Here is a 24,393-nt window from a genome sequence, read left to right on the forward strand (position 1 = left end):
GGACGCGAGGATGGTGTCCTCTTTGACCTTGTCTTCGACTTCAGCCAGTACCGCTTGCTTGACCTTCGGGTTTTCGACCACAGCTTCAACGACCAGATCGACGTGACCGAAGTCGCCGTAGGACAGGGTCGGACGAATGCCGTTGAGCACTTCAGCCATCTTCGCAGCGGTCATGCGACCCTTGTCAACGCGGCCGACCAGCAGCTTGGCGGCTTCGGCCAGACCCTGCTCGATACCGTGCTCGTTGATGTCCTTCATCAGGATCGGCGTGCCTTTGGAAGCCGACTGATAAGCGATACCGCCACCCATGATGCCGGCGCCGAGTACGGCAGCCTGCTTCACGTCCTTGGCGATTTCGTCATAGGCCTTGGCCTTTTTCTTCAGCTCCTGATCGTTCAGGAACAGGCCGATCAGGCTCTGTGCGGCAGAGGTCTTGGCCAGTTTGACGAAGCCTGCAGCTTCAACTTCCAGTGCCTTGTCGCGACCGAAGTTCGCGGCTTTCTGGATGGTCTTGATCGCTTCAACCGGCGCCGGGTAGTTCGGGCCGGCCTGGCCAGCCACGAAACCTTTGGCGGTTTCGAAAGCCATCATTTGCTCAATGGCGTTCAACTTGAGTTTTTCAAGTTTCGGCTGACGCTTGGCTTTGTAATCGAACTCACCGGAGATGGCGCGCTTGATCAGTTCAAGGGCAGCTTCCTGCAGCTTCTCTGGAGCAACCACGGCGTCGACGGCGCTGACTTTCAGGGCGTCTTCAGGACGGTTTTCCTTGCCGGCGGCAATCCACTCGATGGCGTTGTCGACACCGATCAGGCGTGGCAGACGCACAGTACCGCCGAAGCCTGGGTAGATGCCCAGTTTGACTTCCGGCAGACCGATCTTGGCCTTGGTGGACATGACGCGATAGTCGGCCGCCAGGCACATTTCCAGACCGCCACCGAGGGCGATGCCGTTGATGGCCGCGACGGTCGGCACGTTGAGGTCTTCGAAATCGCTGAAGATCTTGTTGGCTTCGAGATTGCCTGCAACCAGCTCGGCATCCGGCAGCTTGAAGTTGTCGACAAATTCGGTGATGTCGGCGCCGACGATGAACACGTCCTTGCCGCTGCTGACGATCACGCCCTTGATCGAAGCATCTGCCTTGATGGTGTCTACGGCCTGACGCAGTTCGTTCAGGGTTAGACGGTTGAACTTGTTGACGGACTCACCCTTGAGGTCGAATTTCAATTCGACGATGCCACTTTCAAGAGCTTTAACCGTGATGGCTTTACCTTCGTAAATCATCAACTGATCTCCACGATATGGAAGCTGAACAGTACACGTCGGACGCAGGCATATGGCTCAGAAGGACGCTTTGTTCGTCGATGCTGACACCTGTCCGCCTGGCACACCCGCCAACGCGATAGTCGGGATTCTGTAGGAGCAGTCTGTAAGACAAACGCTCAATTCATACGCCCGTTTGATTCGGGTACGTCACCTTCACGGAATTTCAGACAATTGTCAATCGCCCTAAATTCGGGCTGAAATGCGACTTTGCGGTCATTTCTGCACCATGATGAGCAGCAACACCCGTCTCGATGTTGAGCCATTCATAGAATCAATAGTTAGAAAAGTCGCCCTAATTTCCGCCGAGCCCTGTTCAGAAGGCTACGCTGGGTGGACTGCGAGGAAATTTGCCGAGGCGATCAAAGCGCCTGCCGCAACAAAAGATTACCGGCCTGCCTGGCCAATCCGCCCGACGAATCATGTCGGGCTTTTTATTGCGCGTCTGCCGGACGTTTCACACCGTTGCAGTGAGAAAAGTCCGCGCATCACGCCAGTGCTTTCAGGGTCGCGTCGATATCCTGCAGAACCGTCGCCTCGCCCTTCTCGCCCCAGTACAAGGCGATCATCTGCTTGTCCGCTTCGATCTTGAAAACATTGCCCGGCAATTTTTCGAAATAATCGAGCAGGATCCGGTCATCGCAGACTTCTTGCCATTGATTGACCCACACGCCCGGGGTTTTCTGCCAATAGGTCCAGCACGCCGGTTGACTGCCACGCCGGGGCCGGTGGTACTGGGCGCAGGGGTTTGGCGGCTCCGGCAGCAGCCAGTGCGGCCACTCCTGCGGCGCCAGCTGCATGGCCAGGCCGATGCGTCGCGCCTCCATGCGCAGGGCCATGCGCCCGCTCTGCGTTCGCGATGGGCGCAACCATGCCAGTGGACTTAAAACTACCAGCAGGATTGACACCACCAGCCAGACCGTCATATCTGTACTCCCGATTTTTGATGAGCCCATTGTGTCACTTGCGAACCAATGCGCTTGAAACCAGCCATACTTACCAATATCGAACCCTCAGGAGGAGCACCTCATGCCCTACCACCACATACTGGTCGCTGTAGATCTGACCGAAGAGTGCGACCCTGTGATCCACCGCGCCCGCGAGCTGTCGGTGAGCAACGCTGCCAAGTTGTCGCTGGTGCATATCGTTGAACCGATGGCCATGGCCTTCGGTGGCGACGTGCCAATGGACCTGTCACAACTGCAACAACAGCAGTTCGATCAGGCCAAGGAGCGTCTTGAAAAACTCAAATCGAAATACCCCGAGCTCGAAGGCGCCAATTGCCATCTGACCTACGGCCAGCCACGCCAGGAAATCCATCATTTCGCCAAGGAACAAGCGTGCGATCTGATCGTGGTCGGAAGCCATGGCCGTCATGGCTTGGCACTGCTGCTCGGCTCGACCGCGAATGACGTGCTGCACGGTGCGCCATGCGATGTGCTGGCGGTACACCTGGTCAAACGCTGATCTGTCTTGCTCTTTGTGGGAGCGAGCCTGCTCGCGAATACGTCGGCACATTCAATATGAGTGCCGCCTGACACACCGCTTTCGCGAGCAGGCTCGCTCTCACAGTTGACCTGCTCCAGCCTGTAGATCGCGCTACATATGAAAAGCCCGGCGCTCATCACTGAGCGCCGGGCTTTTTCACATCAGGAGCAATCAGGCATCCAGCTCGGCCCAACGCTCCACCAACGCATCCAGCTCGGCCTGCAACTGCTCCAGCGAAGCAATCACCTTGGCCGTTTCCGCCGGCGGACGCTGATAGAAACCGGCTTCAGCCATTTCGGCTTCAACCGCGGCGATTTGCTGCTCCTTGGCGTCGATGTCGCCCGGCAAGGCTTCCAGCTCGCGCTGCAGCTTGTAGCTCAGTTTCTTCTTGGCAACCGGAGCAGCCGCCGCAGGCGCAGCCACCGGAGCCGGCTCAGCGGTAACCACCGCCGAGTTCAGGTCAGCCTTGCCCGACTTGCTTTCAGTCACGCCCAACAGACGCGGCGAACCGCCCTGACGGATCCAGTCCTGATAGCCGCCGACGTATTCACGAACCTTGCCTTCACCTTCGAAGACCAGGGTGCTGGTCACCACGTTATCGAGGAATGCCCGGTCGTGGCTGACCATCAGCACGGTGCCGTTGAAAGTCAGCAGCACTTCTTCGAGCAGCTCGAGAGTTTCCACATCGAGGTCGTTGGTCGGTTCGTCGAGCACCAGCAGGTTCGCCGGTTTGCTGAACAGCTTCGCCAGCAACAGACGCGCACGTTCACCACCCGACAACGCCTTGATCGGCGTGCGTGCACGCTGCGGGCTGAACAGGAAGTCGCCGAGATAGCTCAGCACGTGACGGCTCTGCCCGTCGATGTCGATGAAGTCGCGACCTTCGGCGACGTTGTCGATCACGGTTTTTTCCAGATCCAGCTGATGGCGCAACTGGTCGAAGTACGCCACGTCGATCCGGGTGCCCTCTTCCACTTTACCGCTGGTCGGTTGCAGACCGCTGAGCATCAGTTTCAACAGGGTGGTCTTGCCGGTACCGTTGGCGCCGAGCAGACCGATACGGTCGCCGCGCTGCAGGACCATGGAGAAATCCTTGATCAGGAACGGCCCGCCCGGATGCGCGAAGCTCACGTTCTCGAGGACCATCACCTGCTTGCCGGATTTGTCCGCGGTTTCCAGCTGGATGTTGGCCTTGCCGGTACGCTCGCGACGCTCACTGCGCTCAACGCGCAGGGCTTTCAGGGCGCGCACGCGACCTTCGTTGCGAGTGCGGCGGGCCTTGATGCCCTGACGGATCCACACCTCTTCCTGAGCCAGACGCTTGTCGAACAGCGCGTTGGCGGTTTCTTCAGCGGCCAGCGCAGCTTCTTTGTGCACGAGGAAACTGGCGTAGTCGCCGTTCCAGTCGATCAGCCCACCGCGATCCAGTTCGAGGATTCGCGTGGCGAGGTTTTGCAGGAAGGAACGGTCGTGCGTGATGAACAGCACGGCGCCCTGGAAATCTTTCAGCGCCTCTTCGAGCCAGGCAATCGCACCGATGTCCAGGTGGTTGGTCGGTTCGTCGAGCAGCAGCAGGTCCGGTTCGGACACCAGCGCCTGCGCCAGCAGCACGCGACGACGCCAGCCGCCGGAGAGTTCGGCGAGGGTCTTGTCGGCCGGCAGTTGCAGACGGCTCAGGGTGCTGTCGACCAGCGTCTGCAGGCGCCAGCCATCACGGGCTTCGAGGTCGTGCTGAACATGCATCAGCTTGTCCAGATCAGCGTCGGTGACGATGTTCTGGCTCAGGTGATGATATTCGGCGAGCAAGGCGCCAACACCATCGAGGCCTTCAGCCACCACGTCGAATACCGTCCGGTCGTCGGCCACTGGCAATTCTTGCGGCAATTCGCCGATTTTCAGACCGGGGGCACGCCACACCGAGCCGTCATCGGGCTTCTGGTCGCCCTTGACCAGTTTCATCATGCTGGACTTGCCAGTGCCATTGCGGCCGATGATGCACACCCGCTCACCACGGGCGATCTGCCAGGACACCTTGTCCAACAACGGCATAGCGCCGAACGCAAGGGACACATCGCTGAATTTGAGCAGGGTCATGAGCTTCTCCAAAAACCGGGCGCGCATTCTACCTGACTTGAGGCTTCAGCAGGCCGGCAATTTGTCTGTCGAAGCACTCTGCACAACATTTGTTGCGAACTTGTGCAGCGAGGCTCGCAAAGCTTTCGCCGCTTGCTGGCAAAAGGCTAAGCTACAGTCAATTCAGTGCGGATTCCGATCGGCACTTGTCATGATTTCTCTGCCCGGATGTCTCATGCGCAGTCGCCTTTTCAGTGTTTTGTCCTGCTTGTTTCTTACCGCCGCTGCCGCTCAATCCGTCCAGGCGGTGGACTTGTCCACCCAACGCCAGTATTACGATGAAGCCAAGCGCGCCTTGGCCAAGGGTGATACCGGCCCGTATTTCCGTTACAGCCAGGCGCTGGCCGATTATCCGCTGGAACCGTATCTGGCCTACGACGAACTGACCGCGCGTCTGAAGACCGCGAGCAACGCAGAAATCGAGAAATTCCTCGCCGAACACGGTGACCTGCCGCAGGCCAACTGGATGAAGCTGCGCTGGTTGCGCTGGCTCGCCGATCGTGGCGACTGGGCGACCTTCGTCAAGTATTACGATCCGAAGCTGAATTTCACCGAGCTCGACTGCCTCAACGCGCAGTACCAAATCAGCCACGACAAGAAGGCTGAAGGCTATGCCAACGCAGAAAAACTCTGGCTGACCGGCAAATCGCAACCCGCCGCCTGTGACGCGCTGTTCGGCATCTGGGCTGCCGACGGCCAGCTTACCGAGCAGAAACGCTGGGAGCGCACCAAACTTGCTGCGCAGGCACGCAACTATCCGCTGGCCAACAGTCTGATCAACGGCCTGACCACCCTCGCCCCGCGCGGTCGTTTGCTGGTCGACGTGGCGCAGAAACCCGAATTGCTCAATCAGCCGTCGCGCTTCAGCCCGGCCGACGAGCCGATGTCAGACGTCGTCAGCCTCGGCTTGCGCCGCCTCGCTCGGCAGGATCCGGACAAGGCCATGGCTTTGCTCGACGGTTACGCCAGCAGCATGCATTTCTCTCGCGATGAGAAGGTCGCGATCGCTCGCGAGATCGGCCTGACCCTCGCGCGCCGCTTCGACAGCCGCGCGCTGGACGTGATGACCAAATACGATCCGGAGCTGCGCGACAACACCGTCTCGGAATGGCGCCTGCGCCTGCTGCTGCGTCTGGCACGCTGGAACGATGCCTACGAATTGACCAAACGTCTGCCGCAAGACCTGGCCACCACCAACCGTTGGCGCTATTGGCAGGCGCGCAGTCTGGAGCTGGCCGAGCCACAAAACCCGCAAGCGCTGACCCTGTACAAGAATCTGGCGCGGGAACGAGACTTCTACGGCTTCCTCGCCGCAGACCGTTCACAATCGCCTTACTCGCTGAACAACAAGCCGCTGGTGCTCAGCCAAGCGTTGATCAACAAGGTTCGTAACACCCCCGGCGTGCGGCGCGCGCTGGAGTTTCATGCACGCGGGCAGATCGTCGACGGGCGTCGCGAGTGGTATCACGTCAGCCGTCATTTCAATCGCGATGAAATGGTCGCCCAGGCCAAACTGGCCTACGACCTGAAATGGTACTTTCCGGCGATTCGCACCATCAGTCAGGCACAGTACTGGGACGATCTGGACATCCGCTTCCCGATGGCTCACCGCGATACCCTCGTGCGTGAAGCCAAGGTTCGCGGCCTGCATTCGAGCTGGGTGTTCGCCATCACCCGGCAGGAAAGCGCCTTCATGGACGACGCGCGCTCCGGCGTCGGCGCCAGCGGTCTGATGCAACTGATGCCAGCCACCGCCAAGGAAACCGCACGCAAATTCAGCATCCCCCTGGCTTCGCCGCAGCAGGTGCTCAATCCAGACAAGAACATTCAGCTCGGCGCCGCTTACCTCAGCCAGGTGCACAGCCAGTTCAACGGCAACCGCGTGCTCGCCTCCGCCGCTTATAACGCCGGGCCAGGCCGCGTGCGTCAGTGGCTGCGCGGCGCTGATCACCTGAGTTTCGACGTCTGGGTGGAAAGCATCCCGTTCGACGAAACCCGTCAATACGTGCAGAACGTGTTGTCCTACTCGGTGATCTACGGGCAAAAACTCAACTCGCCGCAACCGCTGGTGGATTGGCATGAGCGGTATTTTGACGATCAGTAATCACCAGGCTGACGCCGGATCATGAAAAATGCCCGTATCGTGAGATGCGGGCATTTTTTTGGTCGGTTACTTGGTCGATCGCTCAGTCTGCTGTGACAGATCGACCATCATTGAACTGCAACGCCGCCAGCCGTGCGTACAGCGGATTGCTGGCGATCAACTCCTGATGTGTCCCCACCGCTACTAGCTTGCCTTGATCCATCACCGCAATCCGGTCAGCGTTCTTCACCGTGGCCAGCCTGTGAGCGATCACCAGCGTGGTGCGGTTTTCCATCAGCGTTGGCAGGGCCTGCTGGATCAGATGTTCGCTCTGTGCGTCGAGGGCGCTGGTGGCTTCGTCCAGGAGCAGGATCGGCGCGTCCACTAGCAAGGCGCGGGCAATGGCCAGACGTTGGCGCTGACCGCCGGACAACCCGAGGCCGCCATCGCCCAGATGAGTCTGATAGCCGTCCGGCATTTGTTCGATGAAGTCGTGGGCGTGGGCAATTCGCGCAGCTTCCTTGACCTGTTCAAGCGTGGCCGTCGGGCAGCCGTAGCGAATGTTGTCCTCCACGCTGCCGAAAAACAACGCGGGGGTTTGCGAGACCAGGGCGAAACAGCGGCGCAGATCCAGCGGGTCAAGGCTGGTCAGCGGCACGCCATCGAGGAAAATCTGCCCCTCGCGTGGATCGTAGAAGCGCAGCAACAAGTCGTAAACCGTGGACTTGCCCGCGCCCGACGGCCCCACTAATGCCAAGGTCTCGCCCGCCCTCACCGTCAGATTCAAGCCATCGACGGCGTAGCTTTCCGGACGCGAGGGGTAGGAAAAGCGCACGTCGCGCAGCTCAAGTTCACCTTTGACTCGCGCTGGCAGAGTGACCAGTCCGGTCAACGGTGGCTGGATGATGTTTTCCGAACGCAGCAATTCTGCGATCCGCTCCGCTGCGCCAGCAGCGCGCTGCAGCTCGCCGATCACTTCGCTCAGCGTGCCGAACGCACTACCGACAATCAGGCTGTAGAAAACGAACGCCGCCAGTTCCCCAGCCGAAATCCGCCCCGCCATCACATCCATGCCGCCGACCCACAACATCACCGCCACCGCCCCAAGCACCAGCACGATCACCAGAGTGATCAGCCACGCACGCTGGAAGATCCTCTTACGCGCGGTTTCGAACGCCTGCTCGACGGTAGAAGCGAAACGCTGCTCGTCCTGCACTTGATGGTTGTAGGCCTGCACGGTTTTGATCTGACCAAGGGTTTCCGACACATAGCTGCCAATGTCGGCGATGCGGTCCTGGCTCTGGCGCGACAGATTGCGCACGCGGCGGCCGAAAATCAGGATCGGCGCGATCACCAGCGGCAGTGCAATCACGACAATGCTGGTCAACTTCGGATTGGTGATGAACAGCAACACCACACCACCGATGACCATCAGCAGATTGCGCAGGAACAGCGAAAGCGACGAGCCGATCACCGATTGCAGCAGCGTGGTATCAGCGGTCAGACGCGACTGGATTTCCGAGCTGCGGTTGTCCTCATAAAAGCCCGGATGCAGATACACCAAGTGATTGAACACTTGGCGGCGAATGTCGGCGACCACGCGCTCGCCTATCCACGACACCAGATAGAAACGGGCAAAGGTGCCCAGCGCCAGTCCGAGCACCAGCAACATGAAAATCCCGATCGACTGATTCAGCAGATGCGGCGAACGGGTCATGAAACCCTGGTCTACCAACAACTTGATGCCCTGCCCCATCGACAAGGTGATGCCGGCGGTGACGATCAGCGCGAGCAGTGCGCCGAAGGCATGCCAGCGGTACGGCAGGAGAAAATGACTGGTCAGGCGCAGGGCGCGCCGGTGTCGGGAAGAAAACATGGAGATCATGGCGTTCACGTCTGCGCAAATGGATCGGGCCAGCCTACAGACTCAGATGGGGTGGAACTCTGTAAATCACAATGAGTCAGGTTAAATATGCCCGGGATGTCCGGATGCTAGAAACGATTGGTCTAAGGTTGCGGTTGAGACGAGCGGTCATTTCTGTTTGAGTAGAGATGCCGCCCGCCGACAGACCGCAGGGAGTTGTCACAGCCTGGTCACGTGGCGGTTTTAACTTAGGCACACAACCTGATGAGGAGACAGGCCATGTCCTTGCAACACAGCAGCGAAGACAAGATTGAAGTGATCCGCACCAAACCCGACCAGTCTCTGGGTTGCTCGATTATCGATGAGCAGGGCCGCGAAGTACCGATCACTGAAGACATGATCCAGGACGCGTGCCGCGAACTGGAGAAGCGATTGGTCAAGCCTGCCGAACAAGAGTGATGTAGCCACCGTCTTCCTGACCCGGCCCTGACTGGCCGGGTTTTTTATATCTGTAATTTACCTGCGAATCGTGTAAGAGCTGCCGAAGGCTGCGATCTTTTGATCTTCAAAAAGCAGGATCAAGAGATCGCAGCCTCGTTTCACTCGACAGCTCCTACAGGACACGGGTTGCCCCCAGCGCCGCCACAATCTGCCGCAACAACGGCGACTCCCCTTCAATCCGCACCTTCAGCCCTTCGATCTCGCGTCGCACCGGGTACTGCTTGCGCAACACATCAAACGCCGAGCGCTGCTCAGCGACATTTCCCACCAGGCTGCGGCGGAAATCCGCATCATCGCGGCGCGGGTCATACACGCCCCGGCACAACATCGCCAGCGCCCACGCCGGATCGCTGTCACCGTGCAGGGAAACTTCCGACAACCAGGTTGCTGGCAGCAGATCGCTGAGCTGGATAGCTGCAGGTTGGCCGCTGAAAGCGCAGTAGGCCTGATAAATCTGCGCGGTCCCGCGTTGCTTGCCATCGAGGCTGTAACCGGCAATATGTGGCGTGGCCAATACGCAGAGTTCGGCCAACGCAGGGTCGACTTCCGGCTCTTTTTCCCAGACGTCGAGCACCGCTTGCAGGTCCTCGCGCTCCAGCAGCACCTCACGCAGCGCAACGTTATCCACCACAGGGCCGCGCGCCGCGTTGATCAGCCATGCACCCTGCTTGAGTTGCTGCAAACGCTGTTGATCGAACAGATGCCAGGTTGCAGAGTCGCCGCTGCGGGTCAATGGCGTATGCAGACTGATTACGTCGCACTGCTCGATGATCTGCTCAAGGCTGACATATTCGCCGCCCTCGGCAGCCTGACGCGGCGGATCGCAAACCTTGACGTTCCAGCCCAAGCCCTTGAGAACCTTGATCAAGCGCCCCCCCACTTCACCGGCGCCGACGACGCCGTAAGTACGCTGAGTCAGATCCGCGCCTTCGATTTCGGCCAGTGTCATCAGACTGCCCAGTACGTAGTCGACTACACCACGGGCATTGCAACCCGGCGCGCTCGACCAGCAGATCCCGGCCTCGTTGAAGTAATCGAGATCCAGATGATCGGTGCCGATGGTGCAGGTGCCGACAAAGCGCACCTTGCTGCCTTCGAGCAGCGCGCGATTGACGTTAGTCACCGAGCGCACCAGCAACACATCGGCCTGCTCAACCGTCGCGCGGTCAATGGAGCGGCCCGGCACTCTGCGGATGTCGCCGAAACCGGCAAAAAAAGCATCGAGCAGCGGGATATTTTCGTCGGCAACAATCAGCATGGCGGGCTCCTTGGGCGGATCGGCAGTTTAGGTGCTGACGCGTCGATCAGCCAGCAGGGTTTGCGCTTACAAATACGCAACAGAGGATATTTCCTGACCGAGGCGTCAGCGGCGTAGAATGCGCCGCTCTGCGCATCAATACTTTCTGGACGCTTTGCCTGTGAACCCTGTAACTGACCAACCTGTCGCCGTCTCGCTGAGCCGCCCTGCGCGGATTCGCCTGGAGTTGAAAAACCTGCTCGCCCTGGCCCTGCCGATCATCATCGCGCAACTGGCGACCACGGCCATGGGCTTCGTCGATGCGGTGATGGCCGGGCGCGTCGGCCCCAAGGACCTGGCGGCAGTGGCGCTGGGCAACTCGATCTGGGTTCCGGTGTTTCTATTGATGACCGGCACCCTGCTGGCCACCACACCAAAAGTCGCCCAGCGTTTCGGCGCCGGCAAGCACAGCGAAATTGGCCCGATTGTGCGTCAGGCGTTGTGGCTGGCATTGGTAGTCGGATTGATCGCCACCTCGATGCTGATCGCTGCCGAGCCGGTGCTGCACCTGATGAAGGTCGATCCCGAGCTGATCGGCCCGTGCATGCAATATCTGCACGGCATCGCCAGCGGCTTGCCGGCGGTGGCCCTCTATCACGTGCTGCGCTGCACCAGCGACGGCATCGGCCGCACCCGCCCGGCCATGGTGCTGGGCCTCTGTGGTCTGGCGCTGAACATCCCGCTGAACTACATCTTCATCTACGGTCACTTTGGCGTGCCGGCCATGGGCGGCGTCGGCTGCGGCTGGGCCACGGCGATCGTGATGTGGGTAATGGCGCTGGGCCTGGCCGGGTACGAACGCTGGGCACCGGCCTATCGCTCAAGCGAATTGTTCAGCCGCTTCGACTGGCCGCAGTGGGCGGTGATCAAACGTCTGCTGTCGATTGGTTTGCCGATCGGCATCGCGGTGTTTGCCGAGTCGAGCATTTTTGCCGTGATCGCCCTGCTGATCGGCAGCCTCGGCGCGACGGTGGTGGCCGGGCATCAGATCGCGCTGAACGTCAGCTCGCTGGTATTCATGATTCCCTATTCGCTGGGCATGGCGGTCACCGTGCGTGTCGGTCAGGCGCTTGGGCGCGAAGAACCGCGTGAAGCGCGCTTTGCCGCCGGAGTCGGCATGGGCACGGCGCTGGCCTACGCCTGCCTGTCGGCGAGCCTGATGCTGGCGCTGCGCGAGCCGATTGCGGCGATCTATACCGCTGATCCAACGGTGATTCATATTGCGGCGATGCTGATTGTTTATTCGGCGCTGTTCCAGTTTTCAGATGCAATCCAGGTGACTGCGGCCGGTGCACTGCGTGGCTATCAGGACACTCGGGTGACGATGATCCTGACTCTCTTCGCCTACTGGGGCATCGGTCTGCCGGTCGGTTATGCGCTGGGCCTGACCGACTGGCTCGGCGAGCCACGCGGTCCGAGCGGTTTGTGGCAGGGTTTGATTGTCGGCTTGAGCTGCGCAGCGTTGATGCTGTCGATTCGTCTGACACGCAGTGCGCGCAAGCGGATTCGAATCAGTCGTTCGGCGGGTTGATCACCCATAAAAAAAGACCTGCATTTGCAGGTCTTTTTTTGCCCTGAGTCAGGACTTCTTGCGAATCCAGTACAGATAGGTGCCGGCCTCTTCGTGCTGGCTGACCAGCTCATGGTCAAGAAACACGCAGAACTTGGGGATATCGCGCTTGGTCGAGGGATCGGTGGCGATCACCTTTAGCAAGCCGCCGGGCACCAGATCGCGGATGTGCTGGTGCAGCATCATCACCGGTTCCGGGCAATTGAGGCCGGTGGCGTCGAGGGTGCCGTCGACCGGGGTATCGATCATTTCACTCATGGTTCACTCCAGAAACTGGCCGGCATTGTCGCGCATTGCTTGGGATATCGTCCAACCCATGTGGGAGCGAGCCTGCTCGCGAGGGCAATCCGTCAGTGAACACATCGCTGGCTGCCCCACCGCTTTCGCGAGCAGGCTCGCTCCCACAGGTTCAGTGTTGTGTCAGCGCGATTTGGTTTTCCTGGTGTCGTGCCGGCGCAGATGGCAAGTCACTTCCTCGCGGTCGTGATACAGCTGCTTGCAGCCGATATCAACCTTGATCCCACGAGCCTTGAAACCATCGGCAATGCGCTCGAGCAGACGTTTCACTTCGGCATAACGCTGTTTCATCGGCAGCTTCAGGTTGACCACCGCCTCGCGGCAATGCCCCTCGCCGATCCACTCTTCCAGCATCGCCGCGTTGCGCGCCGGTTTCTCGACGATGTCGCAAACCATCCAGTCCACCGGCTGCTTCGGCTTGAAGGTAAAACCGTCCGCCATCAGATGCTGGACCAATCCGGTTTCCATCAGGCTTTCAGCCATCGGGCCGTTGTCGATCGCCGTCACCAGCATGCCCCGGTTGACCAGTTGCCAGGTCCAGCCGCCCGGTGCGGCGCCGAGGTCAACGCCGGTCATGTCGCTGTGCAGGCGATCTTCCCACTGATCACGTGGAATGAAGTGGTGCCACGCCTCCTCCAGCTTCAAGGTCGACCGGCTCGGCGCCTCGCGAGGAAACTTCAGGCGCGGAATGCCCATCGGCCACATCGCCGAATTGCCGGCATCGGCCATGCCGAGAAACACTTCGCGGCCACTCTTGAAGGTCAGCAACAAACGCGGCTTGCTGGCGTCTTCCACCAGTTTGCCAGCGGCGGTCAGCGCCTTGCGCAGCGGGCCTTCGAATTTTTTGCAGAAATTCGACAGTTCCTTGCCGTCATTGGTATCGACCACTTCCAGCCACAGACTGCCAAACACCGGGAAATCGGCCATGTGCGCGAGGATTACGCTGATGCGATCGTTTTCCGGCAGATCAATGAAAAAGCCCCGCGCCCACTGCCGAGGGAAGATCAATTCGGCGAAACGCTGACCGCGCATCAGGCGTTCGGCGCCGTCGGCTTCAGTGCAGACAAACTCGGCGCAGGCCGTGGCGGTTTTGGCTTTGGCGTAACCGGCGACATTGAGACGGGCGGCGAGATCGGAAATCTCCGAACAGACTTCGCCTTCGAAGCCTGGCCGGCAATGCATGAATAGGGTGTTCATTCTTACTCCTGGGCAGCGGTCGATCATTCGACCGGTGCGCGATGCTCAAGCCTTGCGTTGCCGCAATGCCTGTCACGAAAACCGGCGCATGATAGCTGAAGTCGGAACCATGGTTGCGCCGATAGAGTCCAGTTATTAGCCAGCTACTCAAAACAGGGCTAGGTTTAATGCTCTGCCCGTCCCCTCAGTCCGTAGCCGTGCGGACTCAAAGGAGTGATCGTAATGCCGTCCCTCGATAGTCTGAAGTCACTGAAAACCCTACAAATCGATGCCACGACCTACCATTATTTCAGCCTGCCGGAAGCCGCCAAAAGCCTGGGCGACCTCGACAAGCTGCCGATGTCGTTGAAGGTCCTGCTGGAAAATCTGCTGCGCTGGGAAGACGAAAAAACCGTCACCGGCACTGACCTCAAAGCCATCGCCGCCTGGCTCAAGGAGCGCCGCTCTGATCGGGAAATCCAGTACCGCCCTGCCCGTGTATTGATGCAGGATTTTACCGGCGTCCCCGCCGTGGTCGATCTCGCCGCCATGCGTGCGGCAATGGCCAAGGCCGGCGGCGATCCGCAGCGGATCAATCCGTTGTCGCCGGTGGACCTGGTGATTGACCACTCGGTGATGGTCGACAAGTTTGGCAGCGCCAGTGCGTTTGAACAGAACGTCGACATCGAAATGCAACGCAACGGCGAGCGCTATGCCTTTCTGCGCTGGGGCCAGAGTGCGTTCGATAACTTCAGCGTGGTCCCGCCGGGTACCGGCATCTGCCACCAGGTCAACCTCGAATATCTCGGCCGCACCGTTTGGACCAAAGACGAGGATGGCCGCACCTACGCGTTCCCCGACACGCTGGTCGGCACCGACTCCCACACCACCATGATCAACGGCCTCGGCGTACTCGGCTGGGGCGTGGGCGGGATCGAAGCGGAAGCGGCGATGCTTGGGCAACCGGTATCGATGCAGATTCCGGAAGTGATCGGCTTCAAACTCACCGGCAAACTCAAGGAAGGCATCACCGCCACCGATCTGGTGCTGACCGTAACGCAGATGCTGCGCAAGAAAGGCGTAGTCGGCAAATTCGTCGAGTTCTATGGCGATGGTCTCGCCGATCTGCCACTGGCCGACCGCGCAACCATCGCCAACATGGCCCCGGAATACGGTGCGACGTGCGGCTTCTTCCCGGTCGACGATGTCACGCTGGAATACCTGCGCCTGTCCGGCCGGCCGCCGGAAGTGGTGAAACTGGTCGAGGCCTACACCAAGGCTCAAGGCCTGTGGCGTCTGCCGGGTCAGGAGCCGGTGTTCACCGACAGCCTGGCCTTGGACATGGGCAGCGTAGAGGCCAGCCTGGCCGGACCGAAACGTCCGCAGGATCGAGTCTCCCTGCCGAACGTCGCGCAGGCCTTCAGTGATTTCATCGACCTGCAATTCAAACCCACCAGCAAGGAAGAAGGACGCCTGGAAAGCGAGGGTGGCGGCGGCGTAGCAGTGGGCAACGCCGATCTGGTGGGCGAAGCGGACTACGAATACGAGGGCAAGACCTATCGCCTGAAAAACGGTGCAGTGGTCATCGCCGCGATTACCTCCTGCACCAACACCTCCAACCCGAGCGTGATGATGGCTGCTGGACTGCTGGCGAAAAAAGCTGTCGAGAAAGGTCTGACGCGCAAGCCTTGGGTCAAAAGCTCACTGGCCCCCGGTTCGAAAGTCGTCACCGACTATTACAAGGCTGCCGGGCTGACTCAATACCTTGATCAGCTCGGGTTTTCGTTAGTTGGCTACGGTTGCACCACCTGCATTGGCAACTCCGGGCCACTGCCGGAGCCGATCGAGAAAGCCATTCAGAAAGCCGATCTGACCGTCGCGTCGGTCTTGTCCGGCAACCGCAATTTCGAAGGCCGCGTGCACCCACTGGTGAAGACCAACTGGCTGGCCTCGCCTCCGCTGGTCGTCGCCTACGCACTGGCTGGCAGCGTTCGCACCGACATCAGCAGCGAACCGCTGGGTGAGGATCAGCAGGGCAATCCGGTGTACCTGCGCGATATCTGGCCGAGCAGCCGGGAAATCGCCGAAGCGGTGAATCAGGTCAACACGGCGATGTTCCACAAGGAATACGCCGAAGTGTTTGCCGGTGATGAGCAATGGCAGGCCATCAAGGTGCCGCAAGCGGCGACTTACGTGTGGCAGGACGATTCGACCTACATTCAGCATCCACCTTTCTTCGACGACATTTCCGGCCCTCTGCCGGAAGTCAAAGACGTCAAAGGCGCGCGGGTCTTGGCCTTGCTCGGCGATTCAGTGACCACCGACCACATCTCCCCCGCCGGCAACATCAAGATCGACAGCCCGGCCGGGCGATACCTGCAGGAAAAAGGCGTGGAGCCGCGCGACTTCAACTCCTACGGTTCCCGTCGCGGCAATCATGAAGTGATGATGCGCGGTACTTTTGCCAACATCCGTATTCGCAACGAGATGCTGGGTGGCGAGGAAGGTGGCAACACCCTTTACATTCCCACCGGGGAAAAAATGGCGATCTATGACGCAGCGATGAAATATCAGGCTTCGGGTACGCCGTTGGTGGTGATTGCCGGTCAGGAGTACGGCACCGGGTCGAGCCGTGACTGGGCGGCGAAAGGCACAAATCTGCTGGGCGTCAAAGCGGTGATTGCGGAGAGCTTCGAACGTATTCACCGCTCTAATCTGGTCGGCATGGGTGTGCTGCCGTTGCAGTTCAAGCTTGATCAGAATCGCAAGAGTCTCAATCTGACCGGCAAAGAGACGTTCGAGATTCTGGGATTGACCGGCGTCGAGCTGAGGCCGCGGATGAACCTGCCGCTGGTTATCACTCGGGAGGATGGGCGTCAGGAGAGAATCGAAGTCTTGTGCCGCATTGATACGCTGAATGAGGTCGAGTACTTCAAATCCGGGGGGATCCTGCATTATGTGTTGCGGCAGTTGATTGCTTCGTGACGGGATGACATTCGCGCAGGCTGTGATCTTTTTGACTTGGCTTTTAAAAGCAGAATCAAAAGATCGCAGCCTTCGGCGGCTCCTACATTCAGGCGAAAAAAAACCCGCCGAAGCGGGTTTTTCCCAAGACCATTATCGACTCCCTGTCGGCAGCGATCCTTGCGATGGTCGATCGTCCATGATCCTGAAACACTCCCTGTGTCTCAGTTGATGTGTGTAGATTACCCAGTGGATCCAATCAGCAATAGTCGTAAAAGCTACCAATGCGTGTAAGACATTCGCCATACAAACACTTCCGAAAACCCCTAGGTCCGTCAGGCACCGCCGCTTTCACGAGCCCTGGCGCTTTCGGCGAGAAACTGTTCAAGCCTGCTCAACTGCTCCTCCCAGCCGCGACTGTCCATGTAATACGCTTCTTTCTGACGGATATCAGGGATGTGCGCGAAGCCGGACTCCGAGACCTTGAGTAGAGTGCCGTCCTCGAAGTCCTGCAATTCGAACTTGACCAGCGTGGTCGGCTCTTGCGAGTAGTCGATCTTCGGGTTGACCGCATACGGGTGCCAGCGGAAAGAAAACAACTGCTGCGGCTCGACCCGCTCGATCAGCACATTCCACAATACGTGTTCATAACCGGGGTACGTGACCTGGCCCTGCGTCCACTCACCGGCAATGAAGCGCCGGCCCTCAAGTGCCACGCCAAACCACTGGCCGAACGCCTCTGCATCGACCAATGCGCGCCAGACATGGGAACGCGACGCCTTGAGCGTGATCTTGCGTTCGAAACTGTTAGGTACTGGTTTCATACGTCACCTCCTGTTCTGAACACTAGGCTTGTATGACCACATGTCCAATGCGAAGTTGTATCCAGGCGCTGCAGGCATCGATCCGAGCAGACACATCCTGCGGTAGTTTGCGCTCTGTGATCGGCGCCGCTTGACCTGTTATCTTTCCAGCGAATCCGCAGAAACAAGGACGAATCATGCAGCCCTCTCTTGCCGATCGGTATCGCGGCGCCCTCCTCGGCCTGGCTTGCGGCGATGCGGTCGGCACAACAGTTGAGTTCCAGCCGCGAGGATCATTCCAGCCGCTGAGCGACATGGTCGGCGGTGGCCCGTTCCAGCTCAAGCCAGGGCAATGGACCGATGACACCTCAATGGCACTCTGCCTGGCCGAGAGCCTGCTGCGCAAAAACGGTTTCGACGCGGCTGATCAGATGGGCCGCTATCTCAATTGGTGGAAATGGGGATATCTGAGCTCCACCGGGGAATGTTTCGACATCGGCATGACCGTGAGCCAGGCGCTGGAACAGTTTCAGCGAACCGGGAAGCCTTTCGCGGGGTCGACTGATCCATTGACTGCTGGCAACGGGTCGCTGATGCGATTGGCTCCTGTCGTACTGTTTTATTTTCCCGACGCTAGACAGATCCAGATCCACGCTGCCGACAGTTCGCGCACAACCCATGCGGCGCCGGAGGCAATCGAGTGCTGCCAATTGCTGGCTGATCTGATCGCACGAGCGCTTGAGGGAGCCGACAAAACGCAACTGCGCCAATCGCTACTTGCAGAGTATTCGCAACCCAAGGTGGTTGCGATCGCGCGGGGTGAGTATCTCGGCAAAAAAGAAAACGAAATCAAGGGCAGCGGCTATAGCGTGCAATCATTGGAAGCCGCTTTGTGGTGCTTCCATCACACGCAAACGTACGCTGACGCGATACTGAAAGCAGCCAATCTCGGTGATGATGCGGATACCACAGCTGCTATCGTGGGTCAGTTGGCCGGTACTTACTACGGCGCTCGGGCGATTCCCGAGCACTGGCTGGAGCAGTTGCATGAAGGCGAGGAAATCACCGCCACTGCGGATCGCTTGCTTGAGGCCTCCCGGCTACGTACATAACACTCGATACACTCTTTCCACTCGATACAGCGAGAATCTTATGTCAGTGCGTCTGCTTCTGGCCTCTGCGCCCTTTTTGTTTGCCCCTTTCGCCCATGCCGCCGTTGATTGCGCCAACGCCAGCGATCAGTCGACGATGAATCAATGCGCGGGGCAAGCCTTCAAAGCGGCAGACAAGGAACTGAATACGCTCTATCAGCAGATCACCGGACGCCTGAAGGACAACCCGGACGGAAAGAAGCTGCTGGTCAACGCGCAGCGGGCGTGGGTCAGCTTTCGGGATGCCGAGTGCAAGTTTTCGGCTTCTGGGGTGGCAGGCGGGAGTGTGTATCCATTGGTTTACAGTAGTTGTCTTACAGACGTAACCAAGGCCAGAGTAGAAACCCTCAAGCAGTATTTGAAATGTGAGGAAGGTGATATGAGCTGCCCGGTACCCGGTGCGTAATCACAGGCTCCGCTTACGGAGCCTGTGCTGTGAACCGTTACGCCTCAGACGTGAGGATCGCCCGGCGCTTTGCTCGGCGCAGCGTATTGAGGTTTAAGGTGACCATCCTGATCGAGTAACCAGGCGTCCATGATCTGCCGCACTACTGGACCGGCAACACGACCACCCGCCTCGCCGTTCTCGATCATTACCGAGATGGCGATCTTCGGATGCTCGGCCGGTGCGAATCCTACAAACAGGGCGTTGTCACGGTGGCGCTCAAGGGTTTTCTCGCGGTTGTAACGCTCACCCTGCTTGATCGCCACCACCTGCGCCGTACCACTCTTGCCGGCGATGCGATATTGCGCCCCCGCAGCGGCCGCACGGGCAATGCCTCGAGCATCGTGCATGACCATCTGCATACCGTGGTTGACCTGCTCCCAATCCCGCGGATCTTTAAGCAGGATATTTGGCATTGGATGCTCATCAACCGGAGCTACACCGTCGACCGACTTGGCCAAATGCGGCCGATTCCATATCCCCTTATTGGCGATCAGGGCAGTGGCCTGGGCCAATTGCAGCGGTGTGACCTGCATGTATCCCTGGCCGATGCCGAGAATAACCGTCTCGCCGGGATACCAGGCCTGTCGCCGTGTAGCGCGTTTCCACGCTTGCGACGGCATCAGACCGGGGGACTCTTCAAACATGTCCAGCGAGACTTTTTCACCAAGGCCGAACATCGCCATGTAGTCGTGCAGACGATCGATGCCAAGCTTGTGCGCCAGATCATAGAAGTAGGTGTCGTTGGAACGCATGATCGCCGCGTCCATGTCCACCCAGCCATCACCGCTGTGGTTCCAGTTGCGATACTTGTGATCGAAGTCCGGTAATTGGTAATAGCCGGGATCGTATACGCGGGTCTGCGGGGTCACGACGCCGGCGTCCAGACCAGCGATAGCGACTTCCGGCTTGATCGTCGAGCCCGGGGCGTACAGACCACGCAACACGCGGTTGAACAATGGCCGATCAATGGAATCCCGCAGCGCTGAATATTCCTTCGAACTGATCCCGGTGACGAACAGATTCGGATCGAAACTCGGATTGCTGACCATCGCCAGCACTTCTCCGGTGGACGGGTCGAGAGCTACCACTGAACCACGACGGTCTCCCAAAGCAGCTTCGGCAGCTTCCTGCAGCTTTACATCGAGGCTCAGGACGATGTTTTTGCCTGGCACCGGATCGGTGTGCTTGAGTACCCGTAGCACGCGGCCTTGAGCATTGGTCTCGACTTCTTCGTAACCGACATGGCCGTGTAACTGCGCCTCATAGAAACGCTCGATACCGGTTTTACCAATGGACTGCGTACCTCGGTATTCCACGGAGTCGAGGGTTTTAGCTTCCTTTTCATTGATCCGACCGACATAACCGATCGAATGAGCGAAATGTGCGCCGAGAGGATAGTGCCGGACAAACTGCGGTTCGACATCAATGCCCGGCAAGCGAAATTCGTTCACCGCCAGGACGGCGATCTGCTCTTCCGTCAGCTCATAAAACAGTGTGACCGGTGTGAATGGATGCCGGGATTGCTTCATCGCCTTGTCGAATACCGTGCGGTCTTCAGCAGGCAAGTGCAGCAAGTTGATGACTTCGTCCAATTCTTGATTGACGTCGGTTGCACGCTCACGGGTGATGGTCAGGTTGTAGCTGGGACGGTTGTCGGCGAGTAATACGCCGTTGCGGTCGTAGATCAATCCCCGCGTCGGCGGTATCGGCAGGACATGGACACGGTTGTTTTCGGAGATGGTCGAGTGGTAATCGAATTCCACGACCTGGAGAATGTACAGGCGCACCACCAAAGCGCAGCTGATGGCGAACACGAACAGAGCACAGGCAATCAAGCGTTTGTTGACCAGCCTCGTCTCTTTTTCATGGTCCTTGATCGGGATTGGTTCAGGCATTTCTACAGCAACTCTTAGACGTAAATGAGTGCCGATCCGTGGGCAGGACATCAGTCCGTTAAAAAACGAGCTGCACCATACCAAAACTCGCCATCCACTTCAGGATGAATTTCCCCGGTGGCAGGCTAAAAACTTTCTCGCAGGCAAAACAAAACCCCAACTGCTTTCGCAATTGGGGTTTCGGAATTTAATCTTGACGATGACCTACTCTCACATGGGGAAACCCCACACTACCATCGGCGATGCATCGTTTCACTGCTGAGTTCGGGATGGGATCAGGTGGTTCCAACGCTCTATGGTCGTCAAGAAATTCGGGTACTGACTCGGGACCAGACGGCCTCGCTTCAGCAAATTGGGTATGTGACAGCTAGGTGTTTGTGAATTTCGAACTTTCGGTTCGTTTCGTCTTCACACACCGCAATCTGGTGCCTTTTCAGGTCAGCAAATTGCTTGGGTGTTATATGGTCAAGCCTCACGGGCAATTAGTATTGGTTAGCTCAACGCCTCACAGCGCTTACACACCCAACCTATCAACGTCGTAGTCTTCGACGGCCCTTCAGGGAACTCAAGGTTCCAGTGAGATCTCATCTTGAGGCAAGTTTCCCGCTTAGATGCTTTCAGCGGTTATCTTTCCCGAACATAGCTACCCGGCAATGCCACTGGCGTGACAACCGGAACACCAGAGGTTCGTCCACTCCGGTCCTCTCGTACTAGGAGCAGCCCCTCTCAAATCTCAAACGTCCACGGCAGATAGGGACCGAACTGTCTCACGACGTTCTAAACCCAGCTCGCGTACCACTTTAAATGGCGAACAGCCATACCCTTGGGACCGGCTTCAGCCCCAGGATGTGATGAGCCGACATCGAGGTGCCAAACACCGCCGTCGATATGAACTCTTGGGCGGTATCAGCCTGTTATCCCCGGAGTACCTTTTATCCGTTGAGCGATGGCCCTTCCATACAGAACCACCGGATCACTAAGACCTACTTTCGTACCTGCTCGACGTGTCTGTCTCGCAGTCAAGCGCGCTTTTGCCTTTATACTCTACGACCGATTTCCGACCGGTCTGAGCGCACCTTCGTACTCCTCCGTTACTCTTTAGGAGGAGACCGCCCCAGTCAAACTACCCACCATACACTGTCCTCGATCCGGATAACGGACCTGAGTTAGAACCTCAAAGTTGCCAGGGTGGTATTTCAAGGATGGCTCCACGCGAACTGGCGTCCACGCTTCAAAGCCTCCCACCTATCCTACACAAGCAAATTCAAAGTCCAGTGCAAAGCTATAGTAAAGGTTCACGGGGTCTTTCCGTCTAGCCGCGGATACACTGCATCTTCACAGCGATTTCAATTTCACTGAGTCTCGGGTGGAGACAGCGCCGCCATCGTTACGCCATTCGTGCAGGTCGGAACTTACCCGACAAGGAATTTCGCTACCTTAGGACCGTTATAGTTACGGCCGCCGTTTACCGGGGCTTCGATCAAGAGCTTCGCGTTAGCTAACCCCATCAATTAACCTTCCGGCACCGGGCAGGCGTCACACCCTATACGTCCACTTTCGTGTTTGCAGAGTGCTGTGTTTTTAATAAACAGTCGCAGCGGCCTGGTATCTTCGACCGGCATGAGCTTACGGAGCAAGTCCTTCACCCTCACCGGCGCACCTTCTCCCGAAGTTACGGTGCCATTTTGCCTAGTTCCTTCACCCGAGTTCTCTCAAGCGCCTTGGTATTCTCTACCCAACCACCTGTGTCGGTTTGGGGTACGGTTCCTGGTTATCTGAAGCTTAGAAGCTTTTCTTGGAAGCATGGCATCAACCACTTCGTGTTCTAAAAGAACACTCGTCATCAGCTCTCGGCCTTAAGATCCCGGATTTACCTAAGATCTCAGCCTACCACCTTAAACTTGGACAACCAACGCCAAGCTGGCCTAGCCTTCTCCGTCCCTCCATCGCAATAACCAGAAGTACAGGAATATTAACCTGTTTTCCATCGACTACGCTTTTCAGCCTCGCCTTAGGGACCGACTAACCCTGCGTCGATTAACGTTGCGCAGGAAACCTTGGTCTTTCGGCGTGGGTGTTTTTCACACCCATTGTCGTTACTCATGTCAGCATTCGCACTTCTGATACCTCCAGCAAGCTTCTCAACTCACCTTCACAGGCTTACAGAACGCTCCTCTACCGCATCACCCGAAGGTGATACCCGTAGCTTCGGTGTATGGTTTGAGCCCCGTTACATCTTCCGCGCAGGCCGACTCGACTAGTGAGCTATTACGCTTTCTTTAAAGGGTGGCTGCTTCTAAGCCAACCTCCTAGCTGTCTAAGCCTTCCCACATCGTTTCCCACTTAACCATAACTTTGGGACCTTAGCTGACGGTCTGGGTTGTTTCCCTTTTCACGACGGACGTTAGCACCCGCCGTGTGTCTCCCATGCTCGGCACTTGTAGGTATTCGGAGTTTGCATCGGTTTGGTAAGTCGGGATGACCCCCTAGCCGAAACAGTGCTCTACCCCCTACAGTGATACATGAGGCGCTACCTAAATAGCTTTCGAGGAGAACCAGCTATCTCCGAGCTTGATTAGCCTTTCACTCCGATCCACAGGTCATCCGCTAACTTTTCAACGGTAGTCGGTTCGGTCCTCCAGTCAGTGTTACCTAACCTTCAACCTGCCCATGGATAGATCGCCCGGTTTCGGGTCTATTCCCAGCGACTAGACGCCCTATTAAGACTCGCTTTCGCTACGCCTCCCCTATTCGGTTAAGCTCGCCACTGAAAATAAGTCGCTGACCCATTATACAAAAGGTACGCAGTCACAGAACAAAGTCTGCTCCCACTGCTTGTACGCATACGGTTTCAGGATCTATTTCACTCCCCTCTCCGGGGTTCTTTTCGCCTTTCCCTCACGGTACTAGTTCACTATCGGTCAGTCAGTAGTATTTAGCCTTGGAGGATGGTCCCCCCATATTCAGACAAAGTTTCTCGTGCTCCGTCCTACTCGATTTCATGACTAAGAGATTTTCGCGTACAGGGCTATCACCCACTATGGCCGCACTTTCCAGAGCGTTCCGCTAATCTCAAAGCCACTTAAGGGCTAGTCCCCGTTCGCTCGCCACTACTAAGGGAATCTCGGTTGATTTCTTTTCCTCAGGGTACTTAGATGTTTCAGTTCCCCTGGTTCGCCTCTTGCACCTATGTATTCAGTACAAGATAACCATCTTATGATGGCTGGGTTCCCCCATTCAGACATCTCCGGATCAAAGTCTGTTTGCCGACTCCCCGAAGCTTTTCGCAGGCTACCACGTCTTTCATCGCCTCTGACTGCCAAGGCATCCACCGTATGCGCTTCTTCACTTGACCATATAACCCCAAGCAATCTGGTTATACTGTGAAGACGACATTCGCCGA

General features: G+C 58.1%; 16 protein-coding genes and 2 rRNA genes. 7 read left to right on the forward strand and 11 right to left on the reverse strand.

The window, feature by feature from the left end:
* Positions 1–1,281, reverse strand: a 1,281-nt coding sequence (locus AB4N41_RS00005; RefSeq protein WP_460138305.1) for an enoyl-CoA hydratase-related protein, incomplete at its 3' end; no start/stop codon positions are given.
* A 527-nt stretch (positions 1,282–1,808) separates the two neighbouring features.
* Positions 1,809–2,246, reverse strand: a complete 438-nt coding sequence (locus AB4N41_RS00010; RefSeq protein WP_041477352.1) for a hypothetical protein — start codon at positions 2,244–2,246, stop codon at positions 1,809–1,811.
* 103 nt (positions 2,247–2,349) lie between these two features.
* Here AB4N41_RS00010 and AB4N41_RS00015 point away from each other — a divergent pair, with 103 nt between their 5' ends.
* Complete coding sequence (locus AB4N41_RS00015; RefSeq protein ID WP_016775498.1) at positions 2,350–2,787, forward strand: universal stress protein; 438 nt, start codon at positions 2,350–2,352, stop codon at positions 2,785–2,787.
* A gap of 192 nt (positions 2,788–2,979) precedes the next feature.
* Here the strand turns inward: AB4N41_RS00015 and AB4N41_RS00020 are convergent, their stop codons facing one another.
* Complete coding sequence (locus tag AB4N41_RS00020; protein ID WP_460138306.1) at positions 2,980–4,902, reverse strand: ATP-binding cassette domain-containing protein; 1,923 nt, start codon at positions 4,900–4,902, stop codon at positions 2,980–2,982.
* Positions 4,903–5,116: 214 nt separating this feature from the next.
* Between AB4N41_RS00020 and AB4N41_RS00025 the strand changes: the two genes are divergently transcribed.
* Positions 5,117–7,045 carry a transglycosylase SLT domain-containing protein gene (locus AB4N41_RS00025; protein ID WP_252868012.1) on the forward strand — a complete coding sequence of 643 codons (1,929 nt, stop codon included), beginning with the start codon at positions 5,117–5,119 and terminating at the stop codon, positions 7,043–7,045.
* An 82-nt stretch (positions 7,046–7,127) separates the two neighbouring features.
* Here AB4N41_RS00025 and AB4N41_RS00030 read toward each other — a convergent pair whose 3' ends face one another.
* Entirely contained in the window at positions 7,128–8,909 is a 1,782-nt protein-coding gene (locus AB4N41_RS00030) for an ABC transporter transmembrane domain-containing protein (RefSeq protein ID WP_252876660.1), read from the reverse strand.
* Positions 8,910–9,167: 258 nt separating this feature from the next.
* Between AB4N41_RS00030 and AB4N41_RS00035 the strand changes: the two genes are divergently transcribed.
* A complete protein-coding gene (locus tag AB4N41_RS00035; RefSeq protein ID WP_024013646.1) occupies positions 9,168–9,347 on the forward strand; it encodes a PA1571 family protein in 180 nt (59 codons plus the stop codon).
* A 154-nt stretch (positions 9,348–9,501) separates the two neighbouring features.
* On the opposite strand, the gene pdxB is transcribed toward AB4N41_RS00035, so the two are convergent.
* A complete protein-coding gene (pdxB, locus tag AB4N41_RS00040; protein ID WP_460138307.1) occupies positions 9,502–10,647 on the reverse strand; it encodes a 4-phosphoerythronate dehydrogenase PdxB in 1,146 nt (381 codons plus the stop codon).
* Between the two features lie 160 nt (positions 10,648–10,807).
* Here pdxB and AB4N41_RS00045 point away from each other — a divergent pair, with 160 nt between their 5' ends.
* Complete coding sequence (locus AB4N41_RS00045; protein ID WP_276574740.1) at positions 10,808–12,217, forward strand: MATE family efflux transporter; 1,410 nt, start codon at positions 10,808–10,810, stop codon at positions 12,215–12,217.
* Positions 12,218–12,265: 48 nt separating this feature from the next.
* Here AB4N41_RS00045 and tusA read toward each other — a convergent pair whose 3' ends face one another.
* The gene (gene tusA / locus AB4N41_RS00050) at positions 12,266–12,514 is read right to left on the reverse strand and encodes a sulfurtransferase TusA (RefSeq protein WP_016775503.1); all 249 of its coding nucleotides are present in this window, start codon (positions 12,512–12,514) and stop codon (positions 12,266–12,268) included.
* Positions 12,515–12,676: 162 nt separating this feature from the next.
* On the reverse strand, positions 12,677–13,750 hold the full coding sequence (gene rlmM / locus AB4N41_RS00055) for a 23S rRNA (cytidine(2498)-2'-O)-methyltransferase RlmM (protein WP_041477361.1): 1,074 nt from the start codon (positions 13,748–13,750) through the stop codon (positions 12,677–12,679).
* A 222-nt stretch (positions 13,751–13,972) separates the two neighbouring features.
* Between rlmM and acnA the strand changes: the two genes are divergently transcribed.
* Positions 13,973–16,714, forward strand: a complete 2,742-nt coding sequence (gene acnA, locus AB4N41_RS00060) for an aconitate hydratase AcnA (RefSeq protein ID WP_460138308.1) — start codon at positions 13,973–13,975, stop codon at positions 16,712–16,714.
* A gap of 314 nt (positions 16,715–17,028) precedes the next feature.
* On the opposite strand, the gene AB4N41_RS00065 is transcribed toward acnA, so the two are convergent.
* Positions 17,029–17,517 (reverse strand): SRPBCC family protein, encoded by a 489-nt coding sequence (locus tag AB4N41_RS00065; RefSeq protein WP_016775506.1) that lies wholly within the window; start codon positions 17,515–17,517, stop codon positions 17,029–17,031.
* Positions 17,518–17,693: 176 nt separating this feature from the next.
* Between AB4N41_RS00065 and AB4N41_RS00070 the strand changes: the two genes are divergently transcribed.
* Positions 17,694–18,608, forward strand: coding sequence for an ADP-ribosylglycohydrolase family protein (locus AB4N41_RS00070; protein ID WP_252876662.1), 915 nt, complete (start codon positions 17,694–17,696; stop codon positions 18,606–18,608).
* A gap of 40 nt (positions 18,609–18,648) precedes the next feature.
* On the forward strand, positions 18,649–19,053 hold the full coding sequence (locus AB4N41_RS00075; protein ID WP_252876663.1) for a lysozyme inhibitor LprI family protein: 405 nt from the start codon (positions 18,649–18,651) through the stop codon (positions 19,051–19,053).
* Between the two features lie 44 nt (positions 19,054–19,097).
* Here the strand turns inward: AB4N41_RS00075 and mrdA are convergent, their stop codons facing one another.
* The 3 genes from mrdA to AB4N41_RS00090 all read right to left on the reverse strand — a co-directional run bounded on the left by mrdA (position 19,098) and on the right by AB4N41_RS00090 (position 24,345).
* Entirely contained in the window at positions 19,098–20,990 is a 1,893-nt protein-coding gene (mrdA, locus tag AB4N41_RS00080) for a penicillin-binding protein 2 (RefSeq protein WP_041477368.1), read from the reverse strand.
* A gap of 191 nt (positions 20,991–21,181) precedes the next feature.
* Positions 21,182–21,297: ribosomal RNA gene (rrf, locus tag AB4N41_RS00085) — 5S ribosomal RNA — on the reverse strand.
* A gap of 154 nt (positions 21,298–21,451) precedes the next feature.
* A 23S ribosomal RNA gene (locus AB4N41_RS00090) occupies positions 21,452–24,345 on the reverse strand.
* Positions 24,346–24,393 lie beyond the last annotated feature (48 nt).

The organism is Pseudomonas sp. S2_A10, from assembly GCF_054668465.1.

Coding starts and splice junctions, on each gene's coding strand:
- mrdA (WP_041477368.1), bottom strand. CDS start 20,990: ATGCCTGAACCAATCCCGATCAAGGACCATGAAAAAGAGACGAGGCTG.
- pdxB (WP_460138307.1), bottom strand. CDS start 10,647: ATGCTGATTGTTGCCGACGAAAATATCCCGCTGCTCGATGCTTTTTTT.
- AB4N41_RS00075 (WP_252876663.1), top strand. CDS start 18,649: ATGTCAGTGCGTCTGCTTCTGGCCTCTGCGCCCTTTTTGTTTGCCCCT.
- AB4N41_RS00025 (WP_252868012.1), top strand. CDS start 5,117: ATGCGCAGTCGCCTTTTCAGTGTTTTGTCCTGCTTGTTTCTTACCGCC.
- AB4N41_RS00015 (WP_016775498.1), top strand. CDS start 2,350: ATGCCCTACCACCACATACTGGTCGCTGTAGATCTGACCGAAGAGTGC.
- AB4N41_RS00070 (WP_252876662.1), top strand. CDS start 17,694: ATGCAGCCCTCTCTTGCCGATCGGTATCGCGGCGCCCTCCTCGGCCTG.
- AB4N41_RS00065 (WP_016775506.1), bottom strand. CDS start 17,517: ATGAAACCAGTACCTAACAGTTTCGAACGCAAGATCACGCTCAAGGCG.
- tusA (WP_016775503.1), bottom strand. CDS start 12,514: ATGAGTGAAATGATCGATACCCCGGTCGACGGCACCCTCGACGCCACC.
- AB4N41_RS00035 (WP_024013646.1), top strand. CDS start 9,168: ATGTCCTTGCAACACAGCAGCGAAGACAAGATTGAAGTGATCCGCACC.
- acnA (WP_460138308.1), top strand. CDS start 13,973: ATGCCGTCCCTCGATAGTCTGAAGTCACTGAAAACCCTACAAATCGAT.
- AB4N41_RS00010 (WP_041477352.1), bottom strand. CDS start 2,246: ATGACGGTCTGGCTGGTGGTGTCAATCCTGCTGGTAGTTTTAAGTCCA.
- rlmM (WP_041477361.1), bottom strand. CDS start 13,750: ATGAACACCCTATTCATGCATTGCCGGCCAGGCTTCGAAGGCGAAGTC.
- AB4N41_RS00030 (WP_252876660.1), bottom strand. CDS start 8,909: ATGATCTCCATGTTTTCTTCCCGACACCGGCGCGCCCTGCGCCTGACC.
- AB4N41_RS00020 (WP_460138306.1), bottom strand. CDS start 4,902: ATGACCCTGCTCAAATTCAGCGATGTGTCCCTTGCGTTCGGCGCTATG.